General features: G+C 72.3%; 14 protein-coding genes. 12 read left to right on the forward strand and 2 right to left on the reverse strand.

The genetic code is table 11. The features are described from left to right. Window positions 1–40 precede the first annotated feature (40 nt). The 5 genes from alc (at window position 41) to N8I86_RS29770 (ending at window position 4,323) form a co-directional block, all read left to right on the forward strand. Window positions 41–1,156 carry an allantoicase gene (gene alc, locus N8I86_RS29750; RefSeq protein WP_123441296.1) on the forward strand — a complete coding sequence of 372 codons (1,116 nt, stop codon included), beginning with the start codon at window positions 41–43 and terminating at the stop codon, window positions 1,154–1,156. 145 nt (window positions 1,157–1,301) lie between these two features. Next, entirely contained in the window at window positions 1,302–2,117 is an 816-nt protein-coding gene (locus N8I86_RS29755) for an AIM24 family protein (protein ID WP_073897112.1), read from the forward strand. 74 nt (window positions 2,118–2,191) lie between these two features. Beyond that, window positions 2,192–2,800, forward strand: coding sequence for a dihydrofolate reductase family protein (locus tag N8I86_RS29760; RefSeq protein WP_263279119.1), 609 nt, complete (start codon window positions 2,192–2,194; stop codon window positions 2,798–2,800). Window positions 2,801–2,933: 133 nt separating this feature from the next. Then, a complete protein-coding gene (locus N8I86_RS29765; protein WP_263280170.1) occupies window positions 2,934–3,842 on the forward strand; it encodes a DMT family transporter in 909 nt (302 codons plus the stop codon). Window positions 3,843–3,927: 85 nt separating this feature from the next. Further along, window positions 3,928–4,323, forward strand: a complete 396-nt coding sequence (locus N8I86_RS29770) for a guanyl-specific ribonuclease (RefSeq protein WP_263279120.1) — start codon at window positions 3,928–3,930, stop codon at window positions 4,321–4,323. A 64-nt stretch (window positions 4,324–4,387) separates the two neighbouring features. Here the strand turns inward: N8I86_RS29770 and N8I86_RS29775 are convergent, their stop codons facing one another. Continuing rightward, a complete protein-coding gene (locus N8I86_RS29775; RefSeq protein WP_073897100.1) occupies window positions 4,388–4,588 on the reverse strand; it encodes a hypothetical protein in 201 nt (66 codons plus the stop codon). Window positions 4,589–4,767: 179 nt separating this feature from the next. On the opposite strand from N8I86_RS29775, the gene N8I86_RS29780 reads away from it, so the two are divergent. From N8I86_RS29780 to N8I86_RS29790, 3 genes are all read left to right on the forward strand, one after another. Then, entirely contained in the window at window positions 4,768–6,027 is a 1,260-nt protein-coding gene (locus N8I86_RS29780; RefSeq protein ID WP_263279121.1) for a sensor histidine kinase, read from the forward strand. Window positions 6,028–6,157: 130 nt separating this feature from the next. Next, window positions 6,158–6,832, forward strand: coding sequence for a response regulator (locus N8I86_RS29785; protein ID WP_263279122.1), 675 nt, complete (start codon window positions 6,158–6,160; stop codon window positions 6,830–6,832). 73 nt (window positions 6,833–6,905) lie between these two features. Next, complete coding sequence (locus N8I86_RS29790) at window positions 6,906–8,096, forward strand: cytochrome P450 family protein (RefSeq protein WP_263279123.1); 1,191 nt, start codon at window positions 6,906–6,908, stop codon at window positions 8,094–8,096. 32 nt (window positions 8,097–8,128) lie between these two features. Here the strand turns inward: N8I86_RS29790 and N8I86_RS29795 are convergent, their stop codons facing one another. Then, window positions 8,129–9,151, reverse strand: coding sequence for a Gfo/Idh/MocA family protein (locus N8I86_RS29795; RefSeq protein ID WP_073897091.1), 1,023 nt, complete (start codon window positions 9,149–9,151; stop codon window positions 8,129–8,131). A 130-nt stretch (window positions 9,152–9,281) separates the two neighbouring features. Between N8I86_RS29795 and N8I86_RS29800 the strand changes: the two genes are divergently transcribed. The 4 genes from N8I86_RS29800 to N8I86_RS29815 all read left to right on the forward strand — a co-directional run bounded on the left by N8I86_RS29800 (window position 9,282) and on the right by N8I86_RS29815 (window position 13,102). Next, window positions 9,282–10,019, forward strand: coding sequence for a GntR family transcriptional regulator (locus tag N8I86_RS29800; protein ID WP_123440160.1), 738 nt, complete (start codon window positions 9,282–9,284; stop codon window positions 10,017–10,019). Between the two features lie 202 nt (window positions 10,020–10,221). Continuing rightward, entirely contained in the window at window positions 10,222–11,226 is a 1,005-nt protein-coding gene (locus N8I86_RS29805; RefSeq protein WP_263279124.1) for a sugar ABC transporter substrate-binding protein, read from the forward strand. Next, entirely contained in the window at window positions 11,223–12,314 is a 1,092-nt protein-coding gene (locus N8I86_RS29810; protein WP_263279125.1) for an ABC transporter permease, read from the forward strand. The genes N8I86_RS29805 and N8I86_RS29810 overlap by 4 nt, the downstream gene beginning before the upstream one ends. After that, a complete protein-coding gene (locus N8I86_RS29815; protein ID WP_073897082.1) occupies window positions 12,311–13,102 on the forward strand; it encodes an ATP-binding cassette domain-containing protein in 792 nt (263 codons plus the stop codon). The genes N8I86_RS29810 and N8I86_RS29815 overlap by 4 nt, the downstream gene beginning before the upstream one ends. Window positions 13,103–13,110 lie beyond the last annotated feature (8 nt).

Here is a 13,110-nt window from a genome sequence, read left to right on the forward strand (position 1 = left end):
CCCGAACCCGGCCGACTCCAGAAAGGAACCCCTGATCACCGTGACGGCGATACCTACCTTCACCGGCGACGCGAACCCCTACGGAGGCGGCGACCCGTACGCGGACTACCGCACCGCCGACCTGCCCTTCACCCAGTACGCCAACCTCGCCGACCGGCAGCTCGGCGCCGGTGTCATCGCCGCCAACGACGAGTTCTTCGCCCAGCGGGAGAACCTGCTGGTGCCCGAGCCGGCCGAGTTCGACCCCGAGCACTTCGGCCACAAGGGCAAGATCATGGACGGCTGGGAGACCCGCCGCCGGCGCGGAGCCTCCGCCGAGCACCCCTGGCCGACCGCGGAGGACCACGACTGGGCCCTGGTGCGCCTCGGCGCGCCCGGTGTGATCCGCGGGATCGTCGTCGACACCGCCCACTTCCGCGGCAACTACCCGCAGGCGGTCTCGGTCGAGGGCACCTCCGTACCGGGCTCGCCCTCCCCGGAGGAACTGCTCTCCGAGGACGTGAAGTGGACGACGCTCGTCCCGCGCACGGCGGTCGGCGGCCACGCGGCGAACGGTTTCGCCGTCTCCGTCGAGCAGAGCTTCACGCACCTGCGCGTCAACCAGCACCCCGACGGCGGCATCGCCCGGCTGCGCGTGTACGGCGAGGTCGTGCCCGACCCCGCGTGGCTGACGGTGCTGGGCACCTTCGACGTGGTCGCGCTGGAGAACGGCGGCCAGGTCGAGGACGCCTCCAACCTCTTCTACTCCCCGGCCACCAACACCATCCAGCCCGGCCGCTCCCGCAAGATGGACGACGGCTGGGAGACCCGCCGCCGCCGCGACCAGGGCAACGACTGGATCCGCTACCGCCTGGTGTCCGAGTCGCAGATCCGGGCCGTCGAGATCGACACGGCCTACCTGAAGGGCAACAGCGCCGGCTGGGCCTCGGTCTCCGTCAGGGACGGGGAGGACGGCGAGTGGACGGAGATCCTGCCGCGCACCCGCCTCCAGCCCGACACCAACCACCGCTTCGTCCTGCCGCGGCCGGCGGTCGGCACGCACGCGCGCGTCGACATCTTCCCCGACGGCGGCATCTCCCGGCTGCGCCTGTTCGGCTCCCTGACCGAGGAGGGCGCGGCCCGGCTCGCCGCCCGCCACCAGGAGCTGGGCGGCTGACCCGCCCGCACGCGCGCGTGGGGCGCCCCGGCCGGACAGCACCGGGGCGCCCCGCGTGTCCCTCCCGCCCGCGCGTGTGTCACTCGCGCGGACCATGTTCCCCCGGTGCGGAACTCTTCCGTCCGCCTCCCGCGTTCTTCCCGTCGTGACCCTTAAGCAAGAGATCGTCGGCAACGCCATGCAGATGGCGGTCGTCAACCTGTTCCCCGGCCAGACCGTGTACTGCGAGGCCGGGAAGTTCCTGTTCAAGACCACCAACGTGACCATGGAGACCCGGCTGTCCGGCCCGTCGGGCGACGGCGGGCGGCAGGCGGGCGGCTCGGGCGGCGGCATGGGCGGCATGCTGCGCCAGGCCATGGGCACCGCGATGCAGGTCGGCCAGCGCATGCTCGCGGGCGAGTCGCTCGCCTTCCAGTACTTCACCGCCCAGGGCGGCGAGGGCACGGTCGGCTTCGCGGGTGTGCTGCCGGGGGAGATGCGCGCCCTGGAGCTCGACGGCACGCGCGCGTGGTTCGCCGAGAAGGACGCCTTCGTGGCCGCCGAGTCCACCGTCGACTTCGGCATCGCCTTCGCCGGCGGGCGCACCGGCATGAGCGGCGGCGAGGGCTTCGTCCTGGAGAAGTTCACCGGCCGGGGCACGGTGATCATCGCCGGAGCGGGCAACTTCATCGACCTGAACCCGGCGGACTTCGGCGGCCGCATCGAGGTCGACACCGGCTGTGTGGTCGCCTTCGAGGAGGGCATCGAGTACGGCGTCCAGCGCGTCGGCGGCCTCAACCGGCAGGGGATCATGAACGCCGTCTTCGGCGGTGAGGGCCTGTCCCTGGCCACGCTGGAGGGCAACGGGCGGGTGATCCTGCAGTCCCTCACCATCGAGAGCCTCGCCAACGCTCTGAAGAAGGCCCAGGGCGGTGACAAGCAGGGCCCGACCGGCGGACTGTTCTCCACCCACACCGGCTGAACCGATGAGTCGCGGGGCCCGGCGGGGTCTGAAGTGCTGACAGCAGACCCCGCACCCGGAAGAAGGCACCCGCCATGGGCAAGCTCGTCTCCACCGTCTTCGTCAGCCTCGACGGCGTGTACCAGGCGCCCGGCGGTCCCGAGGAGGACACCAGCGGCGGCTTCGACCAGGGAGGCTGGACCTTCCCGTACGGCGACGACGACTCCGGCCGCTTCATCACCGGCGTCTTCGACAGCGCGGGCGGCTTCCTGCTCGGCCGCCGCACCTACGAGATCTTCGCCTCCCACTGGCCCGGGAAGACCGACCCGGCCGATCCGATCGCGGCCAGGCTGAACACCCTCCCGAAGTACGTCGTCTCCTCCACCCTCACGGCTCCCGAGTGGTCCGGCACCACCGTCGTCTCGGGCGACCTCGCCAAGGAGGTGACGGCCCTCAAGGAACGCACGGACGGCGAACTCCAGATCAGCGGCAGCGGCGCCCTGGTCCGCTCGCTCGTCGACCTGCGGCTCCTCGACACCCTGCACCTGATGACCTTCCCGGTCGTCCTCGGCGAGGGCCGCCGCCTCTTCGGGGACGGCGCGCTGCCCACCCGCTTCACCCGCCGCTGCGGACACGTGACCGGCGCGGGCGTCTCCATCCAGACGTACGACCTGGCGGGCCGCCCGGAGTACGGGTCGTACTGACGTCCCGACGGCGGCCGGTCCCGTCGTGCGGCAGCGCTCTGGCCGAAGATCGTCTCCGTGGGTACGGTGAGCGCGTCCCGTGCGAGCCGCCGACGTCTGCGCACCCCCCGCCTCGGACCCGGAGAGCCGCCGCATGTCGTCGATCGCCGTACCGGGCGCGTTCGCGCCCCGCCGTGCCTGGCACACCGATCTGCCCGTCCTCCTGGTGGCGGTCTGCTGGGGCGCCAGCTACCTCGCGGCGAAGGACGTCACCACCGCCCGTACGGTGCTCGCCGTCCTGGTGCTGCGGTTCGCCCTCGCGCTGCCGCTCCTCGCGGCCGCGGGACACCGCTCCCTGCGCGCGCTGACCGCCGCCCAGTGGCGCGGCGCGGCCGTGCTGGGGCTGATCCTCAGCGGGATCTTCCTGCTGGAGACCTACGGCGTGGTCCATACGTCCGCGACCAACGCCGGTCTGATCATCAGCCTCACCATGGTGTTCACCCCGCTCGCCGAGGCAGCCGTCACCCGCACCCGGCCCACGGCCCCCTTTCTCGGCGCGGCGGGCCTCTCGGTCCTCGGCGTCGTCCTGCTCACCCAGGGTGCCGGCTTCACCCGCCCGTCCGCCGGCGACCTGCTCATGCTGCTCGCGGCGTTCGCCCGCACCGCGCACGTCCTCGTCATGGCGCGGACCAGGGCCGTGCGGGACGCAGACACGCTGCCGCTCACCACGGTCCAGCTCGGCACGTGCGTGACCGTCTTCGTCCTGCTGTCGGCCGTCGGCGGCGGCCCCGCGCCCTGGACCGTCGCGGCCGGCCTCGACGGGCGCCGGTGGGCGGGGCTGCTGTTCCTGGCCGTGCTGTGCACCGTGTTCGCCTTCTTCGTGCAGATGTGGGCCGTCCGGCGCACCTCGCCCTCCCGGGTCGGCCTGCTGCTCGGCACCGAGCCGCTCTGGGCCGCCACGGCCGGTATCGCGCTGGGCGGGGACCGGCTCGGCGCCGTGGGACTCGCGGGTGGCGCGCTGGTCCTTGTGGGGACGGCGTGGGGACGCCGTGTGACCGGTTAACTTCCCGAAGCTTCACGGGACTTGAACGGAAACTCTTCAACTTTGTCGTTGACATGCCAACGTCTACGCGCGTCATCATGAAGTCATGACCTTCCCCCCACGGATCACCCGTATCGGCGCCGCGGGCGCCCTGCTCTCCGCCCTCCTCGTCGGCGGCACCGTGTCCGTCACGACGGCGGACGCCGCGACCGCCTCGGTCGGCAGCGTCTGCCACAGCGCCCTGCCGTCGCAGGCCGACGACACCCTGAAGCTGATCGACCAGGGCGGGCCCTTCCCGTACGACCAGGACGGCACCGTCTTCTCCAACCGCGAAGGCGTGCTGCCCACGCAGCAGTCCGGCTACTACCACGAGTACACGGTGAAGACCCCCGGCTCCCCGGACCGCGGTGCGCGGCGCATCGTCACCGGTGAGAAGCGGCAGGAGGACTACTACACCTCGGACCACTACGCCACGTTCGACCTGATCGACTTCGGCTGCTGAAGACCGGCCGGTCGGGGCCGTCGAACCGAGGAACGGCGCGCCGGCCGGGGGTCCGCCTCCGAACTCAGCCGGACCCCCGGCTCTCCGCGGCGGCGAACAGGGCGAACGCGAGCACCACGAGCGCGACGCTCGCATAGACCTCGTAACCGTCGAGGAACCCGAGCCGCCGCACGAGACCCACGTGCCAGTGCGTGAACTCGTGCACCAGGCCCAGGACGCCCTGCACCAGGGCGAGAAATCCGAGAAGTTCCAGCAACTGCTTCATGCGACGACCCTCGCCCCGCGGCTTCCCCCCACACATCGGCCGCGGGGCGAGTCCCGTACGGCCACAAGGCTGCCGCACGGCGGTGCCGCACCACCGAAAGTCCACAGGGCCGCGACTTTGGTCGACGATCCCTTCGGTGACGCTCTCGCCCGGGCGGATCCTGCGTAGATTCGTGGACCGTGAGCACTGACGAGTCGGCCCGGGCGCCGCAGGATTTCGCGGGCCCGCGCTGGCTCCTCCCGTCCGCCCTGATCCACGAGCTGTCCCCGGACACCCACGGCGCCGGCCGGCGGCCGCGGCGCACGGCACGCGACTGGGTCGTCGACTTCTCCTGCTTCCTGCTGTCCGTCGTCCTCGGCCTGGCGGCCGCCACATCCCTCGGCGACGAACCGGGACTGCCGCACGGCTTCGCGGTCCTCGACCAGACGCTCGGCGCCGTCGCCTGCGCGGCGGTCTGGCTGCGGCGCCGGTGGCCGGTCGGGCTCGCCGTCGCGACGGTCCCGGTCGGCCTGCTGTCCAACACCGCGGGCGGCGCGGCGACGGTCATCCTGTTCACCCTCGCCGTGCACCGGCCCTTCCGGTACGTGGCCTGGATCGGCGGTGCCCAACTCGCCCTGATCCCGGTCTTCTTCTGGCTGCGGCCCGACCCCGACCTGCCCTACGCCGGAGTCGTGGCCTTCACCGTCCTGCTCACCCTGACGGTCATCGGCTGGGGCATGTTCGTCCGCTCCAAGCGGATGCTGATGCTGAGCCTGCGGGAGCGCGCCCACCGGGCCGAGACCGAGGCGCGGCTGCGCGCCGAGCAGGCGCAGCGTCTGGCCCGGGAGGCCATCGCCCGCGAGATGCACGACGTCCTCGCCCACCGGCTCACCCTGCTCAGCGTGCACGCGGGCGCCCTGGAGTTCCGGCCGGACGCGCCCCGGGAGGAGATCGCGAGGGCGGCGGGCGTCATCCGGGAGAGCGCCCACGAGGCCCTCCAGGACCTGCGGGAGATCATCGGCGTGCTGCGGACCGGGGAGTCCGACGACGCGGGCGGGCGGCCACAGCCGACGCTCGCCGCGCTGGACGCCCTCGTCGCCGAGTGCCGCGAGGCGGGCATGAAGGTCACCCTCGACCACCGGATCGCCGACCCGGCGGCCGTCCCCGCCTCCGTCGGCCGCACCGCCTACCGCATCGCCCAGGAGACCCTGACCAACGCCCGCAAGCACGCACCCGGCAGCGAGGTCACCGTCCGCCTCGCCGGCGCCCCCGGCGACGGCCTGACCCTCACCGTCACCAACCCGCCCCCGCGGAGCGACGTCCCGCCGGTCCCCGGCTCCGGCCAGGGCCTCATCGGCCTGACGGAACGCGCCACGCTGGCCGGCGGCCACCTGGCACACGGCCCCACGCCGGACGGCGGCTTCGAGGTCCGGTGCGGGCTGCCGTGGCCACGCACCTGAGGCGAGCGGCCGGGGAACCGGAACCGGGCGCGCCGCCCCGGCCGCCCGGCCCGTGCGTGCCGCCGGGGAACGGGGCACCGGCTTGCGACGACCGCTCCGCGGGCGGCCCGCTCCATGGTTACGTAGGGCCATGACTGCGACGCCGATCAGACTTCTCCTCGTCGACGACGATCCCCTGGTGCGGGCAGGGCTCGCGCTGATGATGGGCGGAGCCGAGGACATCGAGATCGTCGGGGAGGCCGCCGACGGCGCGGAGGCCGAGGAACTCGTCCGGCACACCCGGCCGGACGTCGTCCTGATGGACATCCGCATGCCGTCGGTGGACGGTCTCACCGCCACCCGGCGCCTGCGCGCCCGCCCCGACGCGCCGCAGGTCGTGGTGCTCACCACCTTCCACGCCGACGAACAGGTGCTGCACGCCCTGCGCGCGGGCGCCGCCGGTTTCGTCCTCAAGGACACCCCGCCCGCCGAGATCGTCCAGGCCGTCCGCCGGGTCGCGGCCGGCGACCCCGTCCTGTCGCCCGCCGTCACCCGGCAACTGATGCGGCACGCCGCCGGTTCCGCCGCCGACACCCGCCAGGCACGCGCGCGTGACACGCTCACCGTCCTCAACGACCGCGAGCGCGAGGTCGCCGTCGCCGTCGGCCGGGGACTGGCCAACGCCCAGATCGCCACCGAACTCTTCATGAGCGTGGCCACCGTCAAGACCCACGTCTCGCGCATCCTCGCCAAACTGGACCTCGACAACCGCGTCCAGATCGCCCTGCTCGCCTACGACGCGGGACTTCTCGAGGACGGGCACTAAGCCGCCGTCCCGGGCGTTGTCCCCTTGCCGGGAGACGCCCGGCGGACCTCGGGGGGAGTCCGGAAGGGGACCGATGGACAGCCGACAGCTGGTCGACTTAGGGGAGTTCGGCGACGCGTTCCGCCGCGACCCCCACACGGTGTACGCCCGTCTGCGCGCCGAGGGCCCGGTGCACCGGATCCGGATCCCGGGGGCGGACGAGAGTCACCGGCCATGGCTCGTCGTGGGCTACGAGGAGGCACGCGCCGCCCTCGCCGACCCCCGGCTGGCCAAAGACGCCACCAAGGTCGACGCCGCCTTCTTCGACGAGGAGCTGATCGGCAAGCACATGCTGCTCGCCGACCCGCCGCAGCACACCCGGCTGCGCGGCCTCGTCACCCGCGCGTTCACGATGCGCCGGGTCGAGGCACTGCGCCCCCGCGTCCAGCGGATCACCGACGACCTGCTCGACGCGATGCTGCCGCACGGCCGCGCGGACCTCATCGAGTCCCTCGCCTACCCCCTGCCCATCACCGTCATCTGCGAGCTGCTCGGCGTCCCCGAGATGGACCGCGCGGAGTTCCGGAAGATGTCCACCGAGGTGGTCGCCCCCTCCAGCCCCGAGGCCGAGTACGCCGCGGTCGTCCGCCTCGCCGAGTACCTGACGGAGCTGATCGACGACAAGACCCGCACCGGACCGACCGGCGACCTGCTGAGCGACCTGATCCGCACCACCGCCGAGGACGGCGACCGCCTCTCCCCGGGCGAGCTGCGCGGCATGGCCTTCCTCCTGCTGATCGCCGGCCACGAGACCACGGTCAACCTGATCGGCAACGGCGTCCTCGCCCTGCTCACGCACCCGGACCAACTCGACCTGCTGCGGGCCGACATGAGCCTTCTGGACGGCGCGGTCGAGGAGATGCTGCGTTATGACGGCCCGGTGGAGAACGCCACCTTCCGCTTCGCCGCCGAGCCCCTGGAGATCGGCGGCACGCACATCGCGCGCGGCGAGCAGGTGGTGATCGGTCTCGCCGCGGCCCAGCGGGACGGCTCCCGCCACGCCGACCCGGACCGCTTCGACATCCGCCGCGAACCGCGCGGCAACCTCGCCTTCGGCCACGGCCTCCACTTCTGCCTGGGCGCGCCCCTGGCCCGCCTGGAGGCCCGCGCGGCCATCGGCTCCCTGCTGGAGCGCGCCCCCGGCCTGGCGCTGGACGGTGAGCCGGGGGAGTGGCTGCCGGGCATGCTGATCAGGGGGGTGCGCACACTCCCGGTCCGCTGGTGACCGGCTCCCGCCCCCGGCCGTCGTACGGCTGCTCAGCCGTACGACGGCTGCGCCCGGTCCGGGATCTCCGCCAGCGCCACCGGCCGCCGCTCCCGGCGGGAGATCTCGCAGGCCTCGGCGATCCGCAGGGCGTGCAACGCCTCCCGGCCGTCGCACGGATTGTCCCGCTCGCCGCGGACCAGGGCCACGAACGCGGTCAGCTCGGCCTCGTAGGCCGGCCCGAAGCGCTCCAGGAACCCCGGCCACGGCTTGTCGGCGGGCGGCGGCCCGGTCGGCTCGGTGGACGCGACCGGTGTGCGGTCGTCCAGACCGACCACCACCGTGTCCCGCTCGCCCGCCAGCTCCATGCGCACGTCGTAGCCCGCGCCGTTCAGCCGGGTCGCGGACGCCGTGGCCAGCGTGCCGTCGTCCAGGGTGAGCACCGCCGCGCCCGTGGCGACGTCGCCGGCCTCACGGAACATCGCGGGACCGGCTTCGGATCCGGTGGCGTACACGTCGACCACCTCGTGGCCCGTCACCCAGCGCAGCACGTCGAAGTCGTGGATCAGCGTGTCCCGGAACAGCCCGCCGGACAGCGGCAGCCACTCCGCGGGCGGCGGGGACTGGTCGCAGGTCATGGCCCGTACGGTGTGCAGCCGCCCGAGCCGTCCCGCGCGCACCGCCTCCCGGGCGCCGGCGTACCCCGCGTCGAACCGCCGCTGGAAGCCCATCTGCAGCACCGTCCCGGCGGCCGCCACCTCGGCGAGCGCCTGGAGGGTGCCCGGCAGGTCGAGGGCGATCGGTTTCTCGCAGAACACCGGCAGTCCCGAGCGGGCCGCCCGGCCGATCAGTTCCGCGTGGGCGGCGGTCGCCGCGGTGATCACCACCGCGTCCACGCCCCACCGGAAGACCTCGTCCACCCCCGGCGCCGCCGTCTCGCCCAGCCGGTGCGCGAGCTCCTGCGCCCGTGCCGGGTCCGCGTCCGTGAGGATCAGCGACCCGACCTCGCGGTGCCGGCTGAGCGTCCTCGCATGAATGGTGCCGATGCGGCCCGTACCGATGACCCCGATGCGCATGGAAACAAAGTGAGGGCCGACCCCGTACGCTGTCAATGCGTATGTCCGGACAATCGGACTACACAACTTCCCGTCAACCGGGCACGGGGCTACGCTCGGGGCCGTGCCGAAACCAGATGTGGACCCGACCGTGTCGCTCGACCTTCGTGTGGACCGTAGTTCCCCGGTGCCGCTGTACTTCCAGCTCTCCCAGCAGCTGGAGGCCGCCATCGAGCAGGGCAGCCTCACTCCGGGCAGCCTGCTGGGCAACGAGATCGAGCTGGCGGCGCGGCTCGGCCTGTCCCGGCCGACCGTCCGCCAGGCCATCCAGTCGCTCGTCGACAAGGGGCTCCTGGTCCGCCGCCGGGGCGTCGGCACCCAGGTCGTGCACAGCCAGGTCAAGCGCCCCCTGGAGCTCAGCAGCCTCTACGACGACCTGGAGGCGGCCGGCCAGCGGCCCGCGACCAAGGTCCTGGTCAACTCCGTCCTGCCGGCCTCCCCGGAGGTCGCCGCGGCGCTCGGGGTCGCCGAGGGCAGCGACGTCCACCGCGTCGAGCGGCTGCGGCTCGCCCACGGCGAGCCGATGGCCTACCTGATCAACCACCTGCCGCCCGGCCTGCTCGACCTGGACACCGGCCAACTGGAGGCCACCGGCCTGTACCGGCTGATGCGTTCGGCCGGGATCACCCTGCACAGTGCCCGGCAGTCCATCGGGGCGCGCGGCGCCACGGCCGACGAGGCCGAGCGGCTCACCGAGACCGAGGGCGCCCCGCTGCTCACCATGCAGCGCACCACCTTCGACGACACCGGCCGCGCGGTCGAGTTCGGCGACCACACCTACCGCCCGACGCGCTACTCCTTCGAGTTCCAGCTGCTCGTCCGTCCCTGAGGGTGCTCCCGGACGTTCGTCTCAATGTCCGGACAATATGACCGGTCTGCGGTGCCCCTGCCGTGTCATGGGTGTTCCACGTGTTCGATACTGAGGTGTTTGGGGCTGGTGAATTCGACGCCGGGACACACCGGCGGCGAGGTCGCCCGCCCCTTACGCACGTCGGAGCAGATCAAGAGCACAGCAAGAAGGGCACGGCCTCGTGGCACGGTTTCGGACCTGGGTAGGCATAGCGCTGGCAGGGGCACTCTCCGTGTCCCTGGCCGGATGCAGCAGCACCGGAGGCAAGCGGGCCGAGGACGCCCGCAAGGCCGCCGCGGCCCAGGGCAGGGCGGCGGTGAACACCCCCCGCTGGACCATCGCGATGATCACCCACTCCGGGGACGGCGACACCTTCTGGGACATCGTGCAGAGCGGCGCCGAGCAGGCCGCCGTCAAGGACAACATCAACTTCCTGTACTCGCACGACGACGAGGCCCAGCAGCAGGCACAGCTGGTGGACGCGGCCGTCGACAAGAAGGTCGACGGCATCATCGTCACCCTCGCCAAGCCGGACGCGATGAAGGCGGCCGTCGCCCGCGCCGAGAAGGCCGGCATCCCGGTGGTCACGGTCAACTCCGGTTCCGAGGTCTCCAAGGCGTTCGGCGCCCTGACCCACATCGGCCAGGACGAGACCATCGCCGGCGAGGCCGTCGGCGAGGAGCTGAACGAGCGCGGCAGGAAGAAGGCCCTGTGCGTGCTGCACGAGCAGGGCAACGTCGGCCACGAGCAGCGCTGCGACGGCGTCGCCAAGACGTTCCACGGCACGCTGCGCAAGCTCTACGTCAACGGCACCAACATGCCCGACGGGCAGTCGGCGATCGGCGCCAAGCTCCAGGCCGACAAGTCCCTCGACGCCGTCGTCACCCTCGGCGCGCCCTACGCCGACACCGCCGTGAAGGCCAGGACGGACGCGGGCAGCAAGGCCGAGATCGACACCTTCGACCTCAACGCCGGGGTCGCGGCCTCGCTGAAGAACGGCACCCTCGGCTTCGCCGTGGACCAGCAGCCGTACCTCCAGGGCTACCAGGCCGTCGACCTGCTGTGGCTGTACAAGTACAACGGCGACGTCCTCGGCGGCGGCAAGCCGGTGCTCACCGGACCGCAGATCATCACCAAGGACCAGGCGTCCGCGCTGGCCGGCTACACCGAGCGGGGCACCCGATGAGCGCGGCGACCGACGAGGTGAGCGGGGCGGCCGGCGAAGCGGGCGCCGCGCCCGGCGAGCTGCGCAAAACTGCCGACGAAAGGCTTCTGCGGACCTCTCGCCCGCGCAGGCTGCTCGCCCGCCCCGAACTGGGCTCCGTCGTGGGCGCCCTCGCCGTCCTCGTCTTCTTCGCCGTCGCCGCCGACGGCTTCCTGCGCCCCGCCAGCCTCGGCACGGTCCTGTACGCGTCCTCGACCATCGGCATCATGGCCGTACCCGTCGCCCTGCTGATGATCGGCGGTGAGTTCGACCTGTCGGCGGGTGTCCTCGTGACGTCCTCGGCGCTGATCTCCTCGATGTTCAGCTACCAGACGACCGCGAACACCTGGGTCGGGGTCGGCGTGTCCCTCCTGGTCACCCTGGCCGTCGGCGCCCTCAACGGCTTCCTGCTCACCCGCACCCGGCTGCCCAGCTTCATCATCACGCTCGGCACGTTCCTGATGCTGACCGGCATGAACCTCGGCTTCACCAAGCTGATCGACGACACGGTCTCCACCAAGACCATCGGCGACATGGAGGGCTTCCCCAGCGCCCACGCCGTCTTCGCCTCCACGCTCACCGTCGGCGGAGTCGGCCTCAAGGTCACCGTCCTGTGGTGGCTCGGACTCGTCGCCCTCGGCTCCTGGATCCTGCTGCGCACCCGCATCGGCAACTGGATCTTCGCCGTGGGCGGCAACGCCGACGCGGCCCGCGCCGTGGGAGTCCCGGTCGACGGGACCAGGACCGGCCTCTACACGGGCGTCGCGTTCGGCGCCTGGATCTCCGGCCAGCACCTGCTCTTCTCCTTCGACGCCGTCCAGTCCGGAGAGGGCGTCGGCAACGAGCTGATCTACATCATCGCGGCCGTCATCGGCGGCTGCCTCATCACCGGCGGCTACGGCAGCGCGGTCGGCTCGGCCGTCGGCGCGCTGCTGTTCGGCATGACCAGCAAGGGCATCGTCTTCGCCGAGTGGAACCCGGACTGGTTCAAGTTCTTCCTCGGAGCGATGCTGCTCCTCGCGACCCTGCTCAACGCCTGGGTCCGCAAGCGCGCGGAGGCGACGGCATGACGCAGACCGAATCGCGTACGGCCCTGGTGGCGCTGTCCGGCGTCGGCAAGCGGTACGGCAACGTACGCGCCCTGGAGGGCGTCTCCCTGGAGGTGCACGCCGGCGACGTCACCTGCGTCCTCGGCGACAACGGCGCGGGCAAGTCCACCCTGATCAAGATCATCGCGGGTCTGCACCGCCACGACGGCGGCACGCTGCGCATCGACGGCGAGGAGACCGCGCTCGCCTCCCCGCGCGAGGCCCTGGACCGGGGGATCGCCACGGTCCACCAGGACCTCGCCGTCGTCCCCCTGATGCCGGTCTGGCGCAACTTCTTCCTCGGCTCCGAGCCGCGCAAGGGCACCGGCCCCTTCAAGCGCCTGGACGTCGACCTCATGCGCCGCACCACCCGCGAGGCCCTGCTGCGCATGGGCATCGACCTCCGGGACGTCGACCAGCCCATCGGCACCCTCTCCGGCGGCGAACGCCAGTGCGTGGCCATCGCCCGCGCGGTCCACTTCGGTGCGAAGGTCCTCGTCCTGGACGAGCCGACGGCGGCACTGGGCGTGAAGCAGTCCGGCGTGGTGCTGAAGTACGTGGCCGCGGCCCGCGACGAGGGCCTGGGCGTCGTCCTGATCACCCACAACCCGCACCACGCCTACCTGGTGGGGGACCGGTTCGTCCTGCTGCGCCGCGGCACGATGGTGGGCAATTGCACACGGGACGAAACGACCCTGGACGAACTGACCCGGCAGATGGCGGGCGGGTCCGACCTGGACGCCCTGCGCCATGAACTGCGCCGCGACTGAGGGATTCG

Origin of the sequence: Streptomyces albidicamelliae (assembly GCF_025642175.1) — a bacterium.
Taxonomy (GTDB): Bacteria; Actinomycetota; Actinomycetes; order Streptomycetales; family Streptomycetaceae; genus Streptomyces; species Streptomyces albidocamelliae.

Excerpts from the sequence above, each read along its gene's own strand:
- N8I86_RS29760 (WP_263279119.1), top strand. The coding sequence starts at position 2,192 with ATGGGCAAGCTCGTCTCCACCGTCTTCGTCAGCCTCGACGGCGTGTAC.
- N8I86_RS29765 (WP_263280170.1), top strand. The coding sequence starts at position 2,934 with ATGTCGTCGATCGCCGTACCGGGCGCGTTCGCGCCCCGCCGTGCCTGG.
- N8I86_RS29770 (WP_263279120.1), top strand. The coding sequence starts at position 3,928 with ATGACCTTCCCCCCACGGATCACCCGTATCGGCGCCGCGGGCGCCCTG.
- N8I86_RS29775 (WP_073897100.1), bottom strand. The coding sequence starts at position 4,588 with ATGAAGCAGTTGCTGGAACTTCTCGGATTTCTCGCCCTGGTGCAGGGC.
- N8I86_RS29785 (WP_263279122.1), top strand. The coding sequence starts at position 6,158 with ATGACTGCGACGCCGATCAGACTTCTCCTCGTCGACGACGATCCCCTG.
- N8I86_RS29790 (WP_263279123.1), top strand. The coding sequence starts at position 6,906 with ATGGACAGCCGACAGCTGGTCGACTTAGGGGAGTTCGGCGACGCGTTC.
- N8I86_RS29795 (WP_073897091.1), bottom strand. The coding sequence starts at position 9,151 with ATGCGCATCGGGGTCATCGGTACGGGCCGCATCGGCACCATTCATGCG.
- N8I86_RS29810 (WP_263279125.1), top strand. The coding sequence starts at position 11,223 with ATGAGCGCGGCGACCGACGAGGTGAGCGGGGCGGCCGGCGAAGCGGGC.
- N8I86_RS29815 (WP_073897082.1), top strand. The coding sequence starts at position 12,311 with ATGACGCAGACCGAATCGCGTACGGCCCTGGTGGCGCTGTCCGGCGTC.